This window comes from Pseudomonas sp. EL_65y_Pfl2_R95 (assembly GCF_963971045.1).
In the GTDB taxonomy this organism is placed as follows: domain Bacteria; phylum Pseudomonadota; class Gammaproteobacteria; order Pseudomonadales; family Pseudomonadaceae; genus Aquipseudomonas.
This window is the reverse complement of record NZ_CAXAOV010000004.1, coordinates 374,034-388,554: the sequence shown is the minus strand read 5'-3', so window position 1 is coordinate 388,554 and position 14,521 is coordinate 374,034. Positions and strand designations below refer to the sequence as shown.

Here is a 14,521-nt window from a genome sequence, read left to right as displayed (position 1 = left end):
AACTAGCCTTACGTGAAGCAAGCCCGCTAGCTAATGGCTGCGGGCTTTGCTGTTTAATGAACTCTCCAATGCAGGTTCCCCTCCATGGATGAAAAACAACTATCCACTGAAGAACTGATTGCCCAGGATGTTGGCGCGCGTTTGCCCATCGGAGCGATGGCGACAGTAATCACCGGTTTAGCCCTGTTGTGGTCACTGTTCCAACTCTGGATTGCTTCGCCGCTGCCGTTCATTTTTGGTTTTGGGGTGCTCAACGATACTGAAACCCGAGCGATTCACCTGGCGTTTGCCCTGCTCTTGGCGTTTCTGGCTTATCCGGCGTTTAAGAAATCACCCCGCGATCATGTCCCGGCAATTGATATTGCTCTGGGGCTACTTGCAGCGGCCAGTGCGGCCTACCTGTTTATTTTCTATCAGCAACTGGCACAACGCCCCGGCAGTTTGACCACCGCCGACTTGGTCACGGCGTGCATTGGTATTCCGTTGCTGCTTGAAGCCACCCGTCGTGCCTTGGGCCCGCCGTTGGCGATTATCGCCCTGCTGTTTCTTATCTACAGCCTGGCCGGACCTTATATGCCGGGCCTGCTGGCGCATCGCGGCGTCAGCTTCAGCGCCATGGCCAACCACCAGTGGATCACCACAGAAGGCGTGTTCGGTATCGCCTTGGGGGTTTCCACCAGCTTCGTATTCCTGTTTGTGCTATTCGGGGCATTACTCGAGCGGGCTGGCGCTGGCCATTACTTTATCCAGTTGGCGTTCAGCATGCTTGGTCACCTGCGTGGCGGCCCGGCGAAAGCAGCGGTGGTGGCATCAGGCTTGACCGGGATGATTTCCGGCTCCTCGATCGCCAACGTGGTGACCACTGGTACCTTCACCATTCCGATGATGAAGCGCACCGGGTTTTCCGCGGAGAAAGCCGGCGCGGTGGAAGTCGCCTCCTCGGTCAACGGCCAGATCATGCCGCCCGTAATGGGCGCTGCCGCCTTCCTGATGGTTGAATACATTGGCATGTCCTATGTCGAGATCATCAAGCACGCATTTCTTCCGGCTGCAATTTCCTACATTGCCCTGCTCTACATCGTCCACCTTGAGTCCCTGAAACTTGGTCTGCAGCCGATCGGCGGCCACGTGCCTAAGCCTTGGCTGCGCCGTATCACCGGTTTTGCTTTCGGCGTTGCCCTGATTTCCGGGATCTCTCTGGTGGTCTATTACGGTCTGGGCTGGCTCAAGCCGGCATTGGGCGAGTTTGCTCTGCCGGGCATTGGCGTGCTGTTGGCCGTGGTCTATCTGGGCCTGCTGAAGATCGCCGCGAGCGTTGCGCCGCTGCCACCGGAAGATCCGGATGCACCGCTGGAAACCCTGCCAAAAACCCGGGCAGTGCTGCTCAGTGGGCTGCATTTCCTGCTGCCGGTAGTGGTGCTGGTGTGGTGCTTGATGATCGAGCGCCTTTCCCCCGGTTTGTCGGCATTCTGGGGCAGTGTCATGCTGACCATCATCCTGCTGACTCAACGCCCGCTGCTGAGCTGGTTGCGTACCGATGGCAGCCATGATCATGGCACCTTCAAAGATGGCTTTATCGACCTTCGCGAAGGCCTGATTGCTGGCGCGCGCAATATGATCGGCATTGGTATTGCCACGGCCGCTGCGGGCATCATCGTCGGCGCGGTTTCGCAAACCGGCGTCGGGCTGGTGCTGGCCGATCTGGTTGAGCTGCTGTCGATGGGCAACTTGCTGCTGATGCTGGTGCTGACCGCCGTCTTCAGTTTGATCCTCGGCATGGGCTTGCCGACCACCGCCAACTACATTGTGGTTTCAAGCTTGCTTGCTCCTGTGGTTGTCACCCTCGGCCAACAGAACGGTCTGATCGTGCCCTTGGTGGCGGTGCACTTGTTTGTCTTCTACTTCGGCATTATGGCGGACGTGACGCCACCCGTTGGCTTAGCCTCGTTCGCGGCGGCGGCGGTGTCCAAAGGCGATCCGATCAAGACCGGTATCACCGCGTTCTACTACAGCCTCAGGACGGCGGCGTTGCCCTTCCTGTTTATCTTCAACACGGACCTGTTGTTGATCAATGTCGACTTCTGGCACGGCGTGCTGATCTTTATTGTCGCAACCGGAGCCATGTTGATATTTGCGGCTGGCACCCAAGGTTACTTCTTGGTGAAAAGTCGCTGGTACGAAAGCATTCTGCTGCTGCTCGTGGCATTCACCTTGTTCCGTCCGGGTTTCTGGATGGACATCGTGCATGATCCTTATCGCACCATCGCGCCAACCGAGTTTGCTCAGGCATTGGGCAAAGTCGAAGCCGGTAGCAAATTGCGTATGCGTATTCGTGGTGAAGACGCTGTGGGCGATGCCCGTGAGTTCTCGATCTTGCTGCCGGTGCCGGAAGGCGCCACCGGTGAAGAGCGCTTGGCGACCTTGGGCCTGCAAACCTATATGGATGGCGACAAGGTGCTTATCGACAACGTCACTTTTGGCAGCCCCGCTGCTGAGGCCGGCCTCGAGTTCGACCAGCAGATCATGCTGGTGCGGGCGCCGACCGAGAACTGGCAGAAAGAGCTGATGTGGATTCCCGGGCTATTGCTGTTCGCCTTGGTGATCTGGCTGCAGCGTCGTCGACGCGAACCGGAGCCGCAAACCGCTCTGGCTTAAAGCGCCTAGCAAGCTAAACGAAAAAGGCCAGCCCGGTTATCCGGGCTGGCCTTTTTATTTAGCCGCTCTGTCGAGGTTTAGCGCTGCGCTTGTGCCTGCATCAGACGCTGGGTCTGCTTTTGTTGGCGGTAAGCAATAGCGGCTGCTGGGACCGGGGTGATAACGCCGGTTTCCATCCACTTCTTCAAGCGGTTGGCGTCGGCCATGTGGGTGTATTTACCAAATGCATCAAGCACAACAAAAGCCACCTGCTGCTTGTTCATCACCGTGCGCATCACTAGGCAATGGCCGGCTTCATCGGTGTAACCAGTTTTAGTCAGCTGCACATTCCAGTTGGCCTTGCGCACCAAGCCATTGGTATTGCGAAAGCCCAGGCTGTAATTAGGCTTATGGAAGGCTACGGTCTTATCGTCAGAAGTGCTGAGCTCACTAAGCAGCGGATAGTTACGTGTGGCCTTGAGCAGCAATACCAGATCAGTTGCGGTTGAAACGTTATGCGGCGACAGGCCAGTCGGCTCAACGTAATGGGTGTTTTTCATACCCAGCGCCCGTGCCTTGGCGTTCATGGCGGCAATAAAAGCCGTCTGGCCACCAGGGTAGTGATGAGCAAGGCTCGCCGCAGCACGGTTTTCGGATGACATTAGCGCCAGCAGCAGCATGGTCCTTCGGCTAACCTCACTGCCGACTCGCACTCGAGAAAAGACTCCCCGCATTTCTTGAGTGTCGGCAATATTAATGTCGAGCATCTGGTCCATCGGCAACTTGGCATCCAAGGTGACCACAGCCGTCATCAGCTTGGTCACTGAAGCGATCGGCAGAACCATATTGGGATTGCTCGAATAGAGCACCTTGTTGGTGTTCAAATCGACCAATAACGCACTGCCCGCAGCAAGCTCCTGGCGAGCGGGCGTTTTGCTCGCAGCCTGCACATTTGATGTAGCTACGACGCTGCTGCAAACCAGCAACAAACTGACTATCGAACGACGAATTTTCAAGAGAGGCTCACTGAGCAAAGTGGAGAGAACCTGAACAGTATATTCAAGCGCCCTAAGTATACGGAATTCACCCAGGGTTCTTGGAGCCCCCTGAGCCAATGACGTTCCGACCTTTCGTCTGCAAACAGCTTAGACCATGCTGACTTATGCGCCTGTCAGCTCACCTTGCAACCATTCCACAAACTGTTGGGTGATCCGCTGACGGCGTTTGCGCTCAGGCAGCACCAGGTAATAACCCAGCTCGGAACGAGCGCCACCTTCACAGGCTCGACAGAGCAAGCCCTGCTCCAGCAGTTCATCGACCAAGTGGCGCCAGCCAATAGCCACGCCCTGCCCGGCGATAGCCGCTTGAATCAACAAGGTGTAGTTGTCGAATCGCAGGCTGCCGGGGCTCGGCGCTTCAGCAATGCCGAGCGCGGTAAACAAGCCCTGCCAGTCCAGCCAGCTCGCGCGGCTTTCAGGGCGCAAATGCAGCAGTGGCAACTGCGCCAACACCGCTGGAGATAGAGGTTGAGCCAAGCCTTTGAGCAGTTGTGCGCTACACACCGGGTACACCTCTTCGGCAAATAGCAGTTGCGACTGGCCGTTCTTCACCCGACCATCACCAAAGGCAATTGCCACATCGATTTGCGTCGACAACGCGCCAAGATCCCGCTCCCCGGTCAGCAGACTGACATCCACCTCTGGATAAAGCTGGTTGAAGCGTTTCAGCCGCGGCATCAGCCAATACGCGGCAAAAGCAAAATCTGTCGCAACCTGGAGGACTTCGTGTTGTTGCTGTGCGGACACCGCTTGCAACCCTGCATCAAGCGTCGCCAGACCATCCTGAACGTACTGCAGTAAAAGCTCGCCGGCCTCTGTGAGGACAATGCCGCGGTAAACCCGGTCAAATAACCGGGTCTGCAAGCGGTGCTCAAGGCGTTTTATCTGCTGGCTTATAGCGGGCTGGCTGGTTCCTAGCTCGGAGGCTGCAGCGGTAAAACTCAACTGGCGAGCGGCAGATTCAAACACGCGCAACACATCAAGGGACAAGTCGCTGAAGACGTCATGCATAAGCTGAAGTTATCCAAGCTATGTGTTTGATGTGGGTTTACCCCAGTTTTAGTTGGCTTGATTATAGATCCAGCAATGTCGCATAAATTATTTATATGGAAAACAGGCCTGCCATGACTCGCCCAAATATTCTCTTCATCATGGCCGACCAGATGGCCGCGCCGATCCTGCCTCTGCACGACGCTGACTCGCAGATCAAAATGCCCAACCTGATGCAACTGGCTGAGTCAGCGGTGGTGTTCGACTCGGCCTATTGCAACAGCCCGCTGTGCGCACCATCGCGCTTCACCTTGGTGAGTGGCCAATTGCCGAGCAAAATCGGCGCCTACGATAATGCGGCGGATTTGCCCGGTGACGTGCCCACGTATGCGCACTATTTGCGCCAACTGGGTTATCGCACCGCGTTGTCCGGCAAGATGCACTTCTGTGGCCCTGACCAACTGCATGGCTTTGAAGAGCGCCTGACCAGCGACATTTATCCAGCGGATTACGGCTGGTCGGTCAACTGGGATGCCCCCGATGAACGCCTGAGCTGGTACCACAACATGTCATCCGTGCTGCAGGCTGGGCCGTGCGTACGCAGCAACCAGCTGGATTTTGACGAAGAGGTGGTGTTCAAGGCGCAGCAGTATATATACGACCATGTGCGCGCCGGCACCGATCAGCCCTTCTGCCTGACGGTATCGATGACTCATCCGCACGACCCCTACACCATTACCCGCGAATTTTGGGATATGTATGAAGGCGTTGATATCAACCTGCCCAAACACACCCTCGAACAAGACCAACAAGACGCGCACGCCAAACGCGTAATGAAGGTCATCGACCTGTGGGACAAGCCGCTGCCTGATGACAAAATCAAGGACGCACGCCGCGCCTACTACGGCGCCTGCAGCTATATCGACAGCAATATCGGCAAGCTGCTGAAAACCCTCAAAGCCTGTGGCCTGGATGATGACACCATCATCGTTTTCTCGGGCGATCACGGCGACATGCTCGGTGAGCGCGGCCTTTGGTACAAAATGCAATGGTATGAGATGTCGGCCCGGGTGCCAATGCTGGTCCATGCACCCAAGCGCTTCGCGGCGCGGCGGGTCAGCCAATCTGTATCGACCATGGACTTGCTGCCCACCTTCGTTGAGTTAGCTGGGGGCAAGGTCGATCCCGACTTAGCCCTCGATGGCCACTCACTGCTCTCGCACCTGAAAACCGGCGAAGGCCACGATCATGTACTCGGCGAATACATGGCCGAGGGCAGCAACAGCCCACTGATGATGATTCGCCGGGGGGACTACAAGCTGATCTTCTCGGAAGTCGATCCGCTGATGCTGTTCGATGTGCGCAACGACCCGCAAGAGCGGGAAAATCTGGCCAACGCCAATGATTATCAGAAGGTGCTTGCAGACTTACTTCAAGAAGCTTGGGACCAGTGGGATATTCCAGCCATCCACAACGCAACCCTGGCCAGCCAACGCCGTAGACGGCTCGTTGCAGACGCCCTGCGTCAAGGTACGCTGAAGAGCTGGGACCACCAGCCAATGGTCGATGCCAGCCAGCAATACATGCGCAACCATATCGACCTTGACGACCTTGAGCGGCGCGCCCGCTATCCTCATGTAGACGCGTGATAACCTAATTTAATTGAACTGCCATCACTGACTGTCGTCAGCTAAAAGCTGAGGCAGGAAAAAACATAACAAAGGAGAAGGCATGAAAACATTCACACCTATTTTCGCAGGTAGCCTGTTATTGGCCGCCAGCATTGGTGCCCAAGCGGAGGACGCTAGCTGCAGTACGGTGAAGTTGGGCGATCCGGGCTGGAGCGATATTGCCGTGACCAATGGTGTCACCGGTTTCATTCTCGACAGCCTTGGCTATAAAAGCCAAACCCAGACATTGGCGGTGCCAATCATCTTCGCCGGCCTGCAAAAAGGTCAGGTCGATGTATTCATGGGCAACTGGATGCCTGCCCAGCAAAGCAACTACGACAAGTTTGTCGCCAACGGCAAAGTCGACAATATCAAGCAAAACCTCAGCGGCACCGAATACACACTCGCCGTACCGGCCTACGCGTATGACGCAGGGGTAAAAACCTTTGCCGACCTGAACAAATTCGCCGACAAGTTCGACCACAAACTTTACGGCATTGCGTCTGGCTCACCCGGTAATGAGTCGATCCGCAAGATGATTGATACCAACGACTTCAACCTCAAGGACTGGAAGCTGGTTGAGTCCAGCGAGCAAGCCATGCTGGTTCAGGTCGGTCGCGCCGTAAAACGCGAGCAATTCGTGGTCTTCCTCGGCTGGACACCGCACCCGATGAATGTCCAGTACGACATGAAATACCTTAAAGGTGGCGAAGCCTACTTCGGTGAAACCGGCAGCGTGAACACCCTCGCACGCAAAGGCTATGCACAGCAGTGCCCGAATGTTGGCAAGCTGCTGAGCAACCTCAGTTTTACCCAAGAGATGGAAAACTCGGTGATGGATAAAGTTCTGAGCAAAAAAGCCAGTAACTCTGACGCCGTCAAAGCCTGGATGAGCGCTAACCCAGACGTGGTTGAAGGCTGGCTCGACGGGGTTAAAACCCTTGATGGTGGCGATGGTCTTAAAGCGGTACAGGCCAAGTTATAAGCCTTTATGCAGCGGGCGGGGTTAAGGCCATTTAGACCTAACCCCGCCATATCTCGCGGATACACCTGAGCGCAAGCCTGGAAAGCACTCACACAACGCGGCATTCCTCGCAATAGCCGGAGTGAAATACGCCATACTGATGCGTATTATTAAGTTGTTTAAGGTCCTGCATGCCATGCACTGCAACTCAGTCGTGACAACTCGCTAATGCGTCGTCCTAGCCTGCAAAGCCTGCTGCCGTTTTTGCGCTGGCTGCCGCGCACCAGCCGGGAAACCTTAGGCAACGACGCCTTGGTCGGCTTGACCGGAGCAATTCTGGCGTTGCCGCAGTCGATCGCCTACGCGCTGATTGCCGGGCTGCCACCTGAATATGGGCTCTACGCGGCGATTGTGCCGGTTATTATTGCCTCGCTCTGGGGCTCTTCATGGCACTTGATCTGCGGACCAACGGCGGCTATTTCAATTGTCCTGTTCACCAGCGTCAGCCCATTGGCCACGCCCGGCAGTGACGACTTTGTCGCGCTGATCCTGCTCCTCAGCTTTATCGCCGGATTATTCCAGTGGGTGCTCGGGCTGATGCGCTTTGGCGCCTTGGTCAACTTCGTTTCACACTCGGTGGTGCTCGGCTTCACCCTAGGCGCGGCCGTGGTGATTGCCTTGGGACAATTGCCCAACTTGCTCGGCATTGACATACCCAGTCAGAAAACCGCCCTCAGTTCACTGGTCAACATTGGCCAACACCTCGGCGAGAGTGACTGGCGCTCGGTGGCGCTGGCTGCATTCACCCTGATTCTAAGTGTGCTGTGCAAACAGTTCTGGCCCCGCGGCCCGGCGCTGCTGGTCAGCCTGATAGCGGGCAGCCTCGCGGTAGTGGTGCTGCCGCAACAACTCGGGCATGTCACATTGGTCAGCGCATTCGAGGGCAAACTGCCGCCTCTGGTGTGGCTCGATTTTGATCTCGAGAGCGTGCTGCAATTACTACCGGCGGCCATCGCTTGCGGCATGCTTGGGCTCGTCACCAGCTTGTCCATTGCCCGCTCGCTGGCGAGCAAATCGCAACAGTTTCTGGATGCCAACCAAGAGGTGCGGGCACAAGGTTTGTCTAACATTATCGGCCCATGGTTCTCCGGCTCGCTGTCGGCAGGCTCATTTACCCGCTCAGCACTCAACCTCCAGGCCGGCGCGCGTTCGCCGCTGGCTGGGGTGTTCTCGGCGATACTTGTGGCGCTGTTTGCCTTGTTTGGCGCGCAGCTGATTGAGCACATTCCGCTGCCGTGCATGGCTGCAGGGATTTTGCTGATCTGCTGGGGCTTAGTCGATATTGCCGGGGTTAAAGCCCTGTACCGGGTCAGCCGTTCCGAATTTTTGGTGATGCTGTTGACCCTGGCTGCAACCTTGGTCCTGGAGTTGCAAACAGCGATCTATGCCGGAGTGCTGGCTTCGCTATTTTTCTACCTGAAACGCACTTCACAGCCGCGCGTGAAGTTTTGGCAAGACGGTGACGAAGAACTCTTGCGCGTTGAAGGCTCGATCTTCTTTGGCGCCTGCCATTACCTGCAACAGATCATTCAGCGCAGCCGGGGTGAGCGGGTGATTATTGATGCCCACCACGTCAATTTCATTGATTACGCCGGGGTTGAAATGCTTCATCAAGAAGCGCGGCGCCTGCGCGGGCTAAAGCGCAACCTGATCATTCGCCGCGCACGCCCTCAGGTACTCGAAGAAATTCAAAAGCTTGAGGGGGCTGAGCAGTGCCCGGTGATGTTCGAGGACTGATTCTGACCTTACTCGGCCAGCAGACGCCGCAGTTCAGCCAGCACCGGCCCGGTTGCCGGACGCACGCCACGCCACACAAAGAACGCTTCAGCGGCCTGCTCGACCAACATTCCCAAGCCATCGATGGTGCGGGCGGCGCCTTGTTCGGCGGCCCAACGATTGAATGCAGTGGCTTGGTTGCCATACATCATGTCATAGCACACCGTGTGACCGGGCTTGATCAGGCTGCTCGCAATCGGCGGTACATCGCCGGCCAGGCTGGCGGAGGTGCCGTTGACGATCAGGTCCACCGGCGCGTCAATCCAGTCAAAACCACTGGCTACAATGGGACCCAGGTCAGCGAACTGCTGAGCCAGTTGTTCGGCCTTTTCAACGGTCCGATTGGCGATCACCAAACAGCTTGGCTGTTCGGCCATAAAGGGCTCGATAATCCCTCTTACAGCGCCGCCAGCGCCTAGCAACAAGATGCGCTTGCCACGTAAAAAGAACCCGGCATTGATCTGTAGATCACGCACCAGCCCGGCGCCGTCGGTGTTATCACCCACCAGCGTGCCGTCCAACAGTTTCTTCAGGGTGTTAACCGCACCAGCCCGCTGCGCACGCGCTGATAGGCTGTCTGCTAACGCAAATGCCTGCTGCTTAAATGGCACGGTAACATTGGCGCCCTTGCCCTCGCCAAAGAACGCCAGGGCAAACTCACTAAAGCCTTCCAGCGGTGCCAGTAGAGGCTCATAGCTGAGTTGTTGATTGGTTTGCTCAGCAAACAAGCGGTGGATCAACGGCGACTTACTGTGGCCAATTGGGTTACCGAATACGCCGTAACGGTCCATGTTCAAATCCTTGCTCGTACCGCTGTTAACGTCTATCAATCACGCAGATGGGGTTACCACCAACTGCGGTTGCTCTCCAATTCGGCCCGGCACCCTTTCAGTTGCCAGCCATAGTTCTTTGCTTGCTGCTCGACCTTACGCGCCACCTGCATCAGCCAGGCTTTACTGCGATAAGTGCCGCGACTGTAGCCACCCCGGCCTTCGTGATAGGCCAGATACTGATTGTAAGCGTCCCACTTGGACACGCCCAAGGTGCGCTGCGTGCCGTTGGTGTACCAGCCGACAAACATGATCGCATCTTCAAAATCATCACGCGAGCCACCGTTGCCAGTCTGGTCCTTGTATTCGCCCCACACCGGGTCCTGGGCCTGTGCATAACCGTATGCCGAGCTGACCCGCCCCCACGGAATCACCCACAACAAATAAGCCCTTGGCGGCAGGGCGTCTTCCACGTAGCTACTTTCCTGCTTGATGATCGCCATCGCCACATTTATCGGTGTGCCGTAGGCGTCTTGCATATCCAGTGAGTCTTCGTACCAGTCCGGGTACTCACGGTAGATATTGCACAGGTTGTTCTGGTCCTTAGGCGGAGCCGTCGAACACCCCACCAGCAGCGCTAATGCGGCCAGTAGAGCAGCGATGCGTCCTTGCCCGATGATATTCAAACCTTGGCCAACCAGTCTCGGTCTGTCAGGTAATACTCGGTCAAACGGGCTTCCTCAGTGCCCGGCTCGGCTTTCCAGTCATAACCCCAACGCACATGCGGCGGCAGCGACATCAGGATCGACTCGGTGCGCCCACCCGACTGCAGGCCGAACAAGGTGCCGCGGTCATACACCAGATTGAACTCAACATAGCGGCCACGGCGAAATGCCTGGAACTCGCGCTGCTGCTCGGTATATGCCATGGCTTTGCGGCGCTGCACTATGGGCATGTAAGCCTCAAGGTAGGCATCGCCAATGGCGCGCAAGAAGGCAAAGCTGGTGTCGAAATCCCACTCATTCAGGTCATCAAAAAACAGGCCGCCGATACCCCGTGGCTCATTGCGGTGCTTGATATGAAAGTAGCGGTCACACCATTCCTTATAACGCGGGTAAACGTCTGCGCCGAAGGGTTCGCAGGCCTTTTGCGCGACCTGGTGCCAATGCACACAGTCTTCTTCGTTAGCATAATAGGGGGTCAGGTCGAAACCACCGCCAAACCACCAGACGGCTTCTTCGCCTTCTTTCTCGGCGATGAAAAACCGTACATTGGCGTGTGACGTCGGCACATAAGGGTTGTTTGGGTGAATCACCAGCGACACGCCCATGGCCTCGAATCCACGGCCGGCAAGCTCGGGACGATGCGCACTGGCAGAGGGTGGCAAGCCGGTGCCAAAGACATGAGAAAAGTTGACCCCACCTTTCTCGATCAGGCCGCCATTTTCAATCACCCGAGTACGGCCACCGCCACCGGCCGGACGCTGCCACGCATCTTCGATGAAGTGGTTGCTGCCATCTTCAGCCTGCAGGGCAGAACAAATTCGGTCTTGCAGATCCAGCAAATAGGCCTTTACAGCCTCAGTACGGTCACTCACGGCGCCACCTTGAAAAGCGGGTTAAGCCGCACGACTTAAGATGTGCGACGAAATCGGCGGCCAGCATACCATTTGCACCTCGGTGAGCGCAGTTGACACGTGTCAATCCGACGATAGATGCCCAGTAACGGGTGCCAAAACCCTCTGTCAGGTGCATCATTAGGCAACTAACCAATAACCTTGATACGGAGCCAGCAATGACCAAGCGCATCCAATTTAGCAGCCACGGCGGCCCTGAAGTACTCGAGTTTGTTGAGCATCAACCGGCAGCCCCTGGCGCCGGTGAAGTGCGGGTGCAGAACCAGGCTATCGGACTCAACTTTATCGACACCTATTTTCGCAGTGGCCTGTATCAACCGCCGGCACTGCCATCTGGCTTGGGTACCGAAGGTGCGGGCATTGTTGAAGCAGTCGGCGCAGGCGTCACTCAATTTCAAGTCGGCGACCGCGTGGCATACGCCACCGGCCCATTGGGCGCATACAGCCAGTTACATGTGCTGCCTGCAAGCAAACTGGTGAAATTGCCTGACGCTATCAGCTTTGAACAGGCTTCGGCCGTCATGCTTAAAGGCCTGACCGTGCAATACCTGCTGCGCCAGACCTTTGAATTGCAAGGCGGTGAAACGGTTCTCTTTCATGCCGCTGCCGGCGGAGTGGGCTCATTCGCCTGCCAGTGGGCAAAAGCCCTCGACGTGAAACTCATTGGTACGGTCAGCACTGCTGAAAAAGCCGAGCGTGCGATGCAACAGGGCGCTTGGGCGACCATTAACTACAGTCATGAAAATGTCGCTGAGCGGGTGCTTGAGCTAACTAATGGCAAGAAATGCCCAGTGGTGTATGACGGTGTTGGCAAAGACACCTGGGAAACCTCACTCGATTGCGTAGCGCCGCGTGGCCTGCTGGTCAGCTTTGGCAATGCCTCTGGTGCTGTGAGTGGGGTCAATCTGGGGATTCTTGCGCAGAAGGGCGCGTTGTTCGTGACTCGGCCGACTCTGGCTAGCTACGCCGACACCCCTGAGCGTCTGCAAAACATGGCAGATGATCTGTTCGGCATGATCACCCGTGGCAAGCTTGAGGTCGAGATCAGTCAGCGTTATCCACTGGCTGAAGCGGCCCAAGCACAAATTGCCTTGAGCGCTCGTCAAACCACTGGCTCGACAATCCTTCTGCCGTAAAGCTGATGACCCACTGGCTCAGGCTGCTAAGCGAGTGGGTCTGCCTGCGCCCTAAGAAGGGCGCACTACGTCGCCGCTGATAAGATCGCGAATCAAACTCGGATTCTTGCGCCCGCCCAAGGCCCCATTCAAGACCTGATCGAGTTGACCCGGAAAATACTGTTCAATCCGCAATCGACTCCGTGCGGCAGGGCGGCCAGCAGGGTTGGCCGAGGTGGAAACCAACGGGCCGGTGAGGGCGCATAACTCGCGCACCAACGGGTGATCGCTGACGCGCAGCGCCACGCTGTTGTGCTGGCCGGTGATCCACTCAGGCAGACGATCCTGATGCGGCACCAGCCAAGTGGTTGGCCCCGGCCACATACTGGCCAAACGGTCTTGCCAGATGTCCGGCAAGTCTTCGATCAGAAAATCAAACTGGCGGATATTGTCAGCAACCAATATCAGGCCTTTGTTCATTGGCCGATTTTTCAGCGCCAGCAGGCGCATGACCGCCAGCTCATCCCAGGGGTCACAGCCCAGTCCCCAGACCGCCTCTGTTGGATAGGCAATCACGCCCCCTTGCATCACCACCCGCGCGGCCTGCTGTAATTGCCACATCAATTGTGCTCCATTGGACCCATGCTGCGCAGTGTAGCGAAGCCCTGGATCAATTGACTAGCGCGCATACCAGCGACCGGCCTCGCAGCTGACCCGGCCTTCCAGTTCAAGCTCAGTCAGGGCCGCCAGCACCTCAACCAATGACCAACCGCTGGCCAGCACCAAGGCTTCGCTGCTTTGCGGCGCGGCAAATAACAATTCAAGCAATGGGTGGCTGACTGGAGCAGGGACATCCACTACTGGCGACACACCCTGCCAACCGCGTAACGCCTCAAGAATATGCTCAATGCTTTCAACCAACGTCGCGCCATCACGAATCAACTGATGACAACCCCGTGCACCGGGATGATGAATTGAACCGGGAATCGCATACACCTCACGGCCTTGCTCGGCAGCCAGCCGCGCCGTGATCAACGAACCACTCGATGGGCTGGCCTCAACCACCAACACCCCAAGAGATAAGCCGCTGATAATGCGATTGCGCCTCGGGAAGTGACTTGCATGGGCCGGGCTTGTCAGGGGTAACTCGGATACCAGCGCGCCACCACTGGCAACGATATCTGCCGCCAGGGTGCGGTGCCGGGCAGGGTACATGCGTTCCAATCCCGTCCCCATTACCGCAATGGTCTTGCCCTGTGCATCCAGCGCGCCTTGATGCGCAGCGCCATCAATACCTAACGCCAAACCGCTGGTAATCACAAAGCCGCCCGCGGCAAGGCTCTTGGCAAAGCGTAGGGCAGTATCCAGACCGGGCGTTGAGGCGCGTCGGCTGCCAACCATGGCCAGTTGCGGTAGCTCAAGCAAACCCGGATTACCGCGGACAAACAGCAGCGGCGGCGCATCGCTAAGCTCAGCCAACAATGCCGGATACTGGTCCGAGTCCCACATCAGCAGGTGGTTATCGGACTGCTCCAACCAACGCAAGGTACTGCTGGCCTGCTCGCGCACTGTGCTGCTGCGCCGTGCATCGCTACACGCCGCTGGCAAGCCGAGCGCGCGCCAAGACGACGCGGGAGCGCTGAGCGCAGAGGAGGCCGTGCCAAAGGCGCTGAGCAGTTTTTGCAATCGTTTGGGGCCGAGCTCAGGTAAGCAATGCAAACGGATGCGTGCTTCGAGTTCAGCAGGAGAGGGTGGAGCGCTGGAGCTGAAGAGTGGCGACATGCTGATCATCCTTGATCGGTCGCGCCATACACTGATGCGTATGGCTAAAAAGCCCAGCAAGCGCTG

12 protein-coding genes are annotated in these 14,521 nt (G+C 57.1%); 5 read left to right on the top strand and 7 right to left on the bottom strand.

The features are described from left to right. Nucleotides 1-84 precede the first annotated feature (84 nt). Nucleotides 85-2,655 (top strand): TRAP transporter permease, encoded by a 2,571-nt coding sequence (locus tag AACY09_RS15210; RefSeq protein WP_339489190.1) that lies wholly within the window; start codon nucleotides 85-87, stop codon nucleotides 2,653-2,655. 77 nt (nucleotides 2,656-2,732) lie between these two features. Here AACY09_RS15210 and pbpG read toward each other — a convergent pair whose 3' ends face one another. Both pbpG and AACY09_RS15200 read right to left on the bottom strand, forming a co-directional pair. Beyond that, on the bottom strand, nucleotides 2,733-3,650 hold the full coding sequence (gene pbpG, locus AACY09_RS15205) for a D-alanyl-D-alanine endopeptidase (RefSeq protein ID WP_339489188.1): 918 nt from the start codon (nucleotides 3,648-3,650) through the stop codon (nucleotides 2,733-2,735). Nucleotides 3,651-3,794: 144 nt separating this feature from the next. After that, nucleotides 3,795-4,703, bottom strand: coding sequence for a choline sulfate utilization transcriptional regulator (locus tag AACY09_RS15200; protein ID WP_339489186.1), 909 nt, complete (start codon nucleotides 4,701-4,703; stop codon nucleotides 3,795-3,797). Between the two features lie 113 nt (nucleotides 4,704-4,816). Between AACY09_RS15200 and betC the strand changes: the two genes are divergently transcribed. The 3 genes from betC to AACY09_RS15185 all read left to right on the top strand — a co-directional run bounded on the left by betC (nucleotide 4,817) and on the right by AACY09_RS15185 (nucleotide 9,113). After that, the gene (gene betC, locus AACY09_RS15195) at nucleotides 4,817-6,331 is read left to right on the top strand and encodes a choline-sulfatase (protein ID WP_339489183.1); all 1,515 of its coding nucleotides are present in this window, start codon (nucleotides 4,817-4,819) and stop codon (nucleotides 6,329-6,331) included. An 82-nt stretch (nucleotides 6,332-6,413) separates the two neighbouring features. Continuing rightward, the gene (choX, locus tag AACY09_RS15190) at nucleotides 6,414-7,337 is read left to right on the top strand and encodes a choline ABC transporter substrate-binding protein (protein ID WP_339489181.1); all 924 of its coding nucleotides are present in this window, start codon (nucleotides 6,414-6,416) and stop codon (nucleotides 7,335-7,337) included. Nucleotides 7,338-7,544: 207 nt separating this feature from the next. Beyond that, a complete protein-coding gene (locus tag AACY09_RS15185) occupies nucleotides 7,545-9,113 on the top strand; it encodes a SulP family inorganic anion transporter (protein ID WP_339489179.1) in 1,569 nt (522 codons plus the stop codon). A gap of 8 nt (nucleotides 9,114-9,121) precedes the next feature. On the opposite strand, the gene aroE is transcribed toward AACY09_RS15185, so the two are convergent. The 3 genes from aroE to hemF are packed head-to-tail and all read right to left on the bottom strand — an operon-like array spanning nucleotide 9,122 to nucleotide 11,519. Beyond that, the gene (aroE, locus tag AACY09_RS15180) at nucleotides 9,122-9,943 is read right to left on the bottom strand and encodes a shikimate dehydrogenase (protein ID WP_339489178.1); all 822 of its coding nucleotides are present in this window, start codon (nucleotides 9,941-9,943) and stop codon (nucleotides 9,122-9,124) included. Between the two features lie 53 nt (nucleotides 9,944-9,996). After that, nucleotides 9,997-10,599 (bottom strand): transglycosylase SLT domain-containing protein, encoded by a 603-nt coding sequence (locus tag AACY09_RS15175; protein ID WP_445323858.1) that lies wholly within the window; start codon nucleotides 10,597-10,599, stop codon nucleotides 9,997-9,999. A 5-nt stretch (nucleotides 10,600-10,604) separates the two neighbouring features. Beyond that, on the bottom strand, nucleotides 10,605-11,519 hold the full coding sequence (hemF, locus tag AACY09_RS15170) for an oxygen-dependent coproporphyrinogen oxidase (RefSeq protein WP_339489176.1): 915 nt from the start codon (nucleotides 11,517-11,519) through the stop codon (nucleotides 10,605-10,607). 197 nt (nucleotides 11,520-11,716) lie between these two features. Here hemF and AACY09_RS15165 point away from each other — a divergent pair, with 197 nt between their 5' ends. After that, nucleotides 11,717-12,694: an NADPH:quinone reductase gene (locus AACY09_RS15165; RefSeq protein WP_339489174.1), complete on the top strand. Its 978-nt coding sequence runs from the start codon at nucleotides 11,717-11,719 to the stop codon at nucleotides 12,692-12,694. A gap of 51 nt (nucleotides 12,695-12,745) precedes the next feature. Here the strand turns inward: AACY09_RS15165 and AACY09_RS15160 are convergent, their stop codons facing one another. Together AACY09_RS15160 and dprA are read right to left on the bottom strand one after the other, a co-directional pair. Beyond that, nucleotides 12,746-13,294, bottom strand: a complete 549-nt coding sequence (locus AACY09_RS15160) for an L-threonylcarbamoyladenylate synthase (protein WP_339489171.1) — start codon at nucleotides 13,292-13,294, stop codon at nucleotides 12,746-12,748. Between the two features lie 57 nt (nucleotides 13,295-13,351). Next, entirely contained in the window at nucleotides 13,352-14,464 is a 1,113-nt protein-coding gene (gene dprA, locus AACY09_RS15155) for a DNA-processing protein DprA (protein ID WP_445323854.1), read from the bottom strand. Between the last annotated feature and the right edge of the window lie 57 nt (nucleotides 14,465-14,521).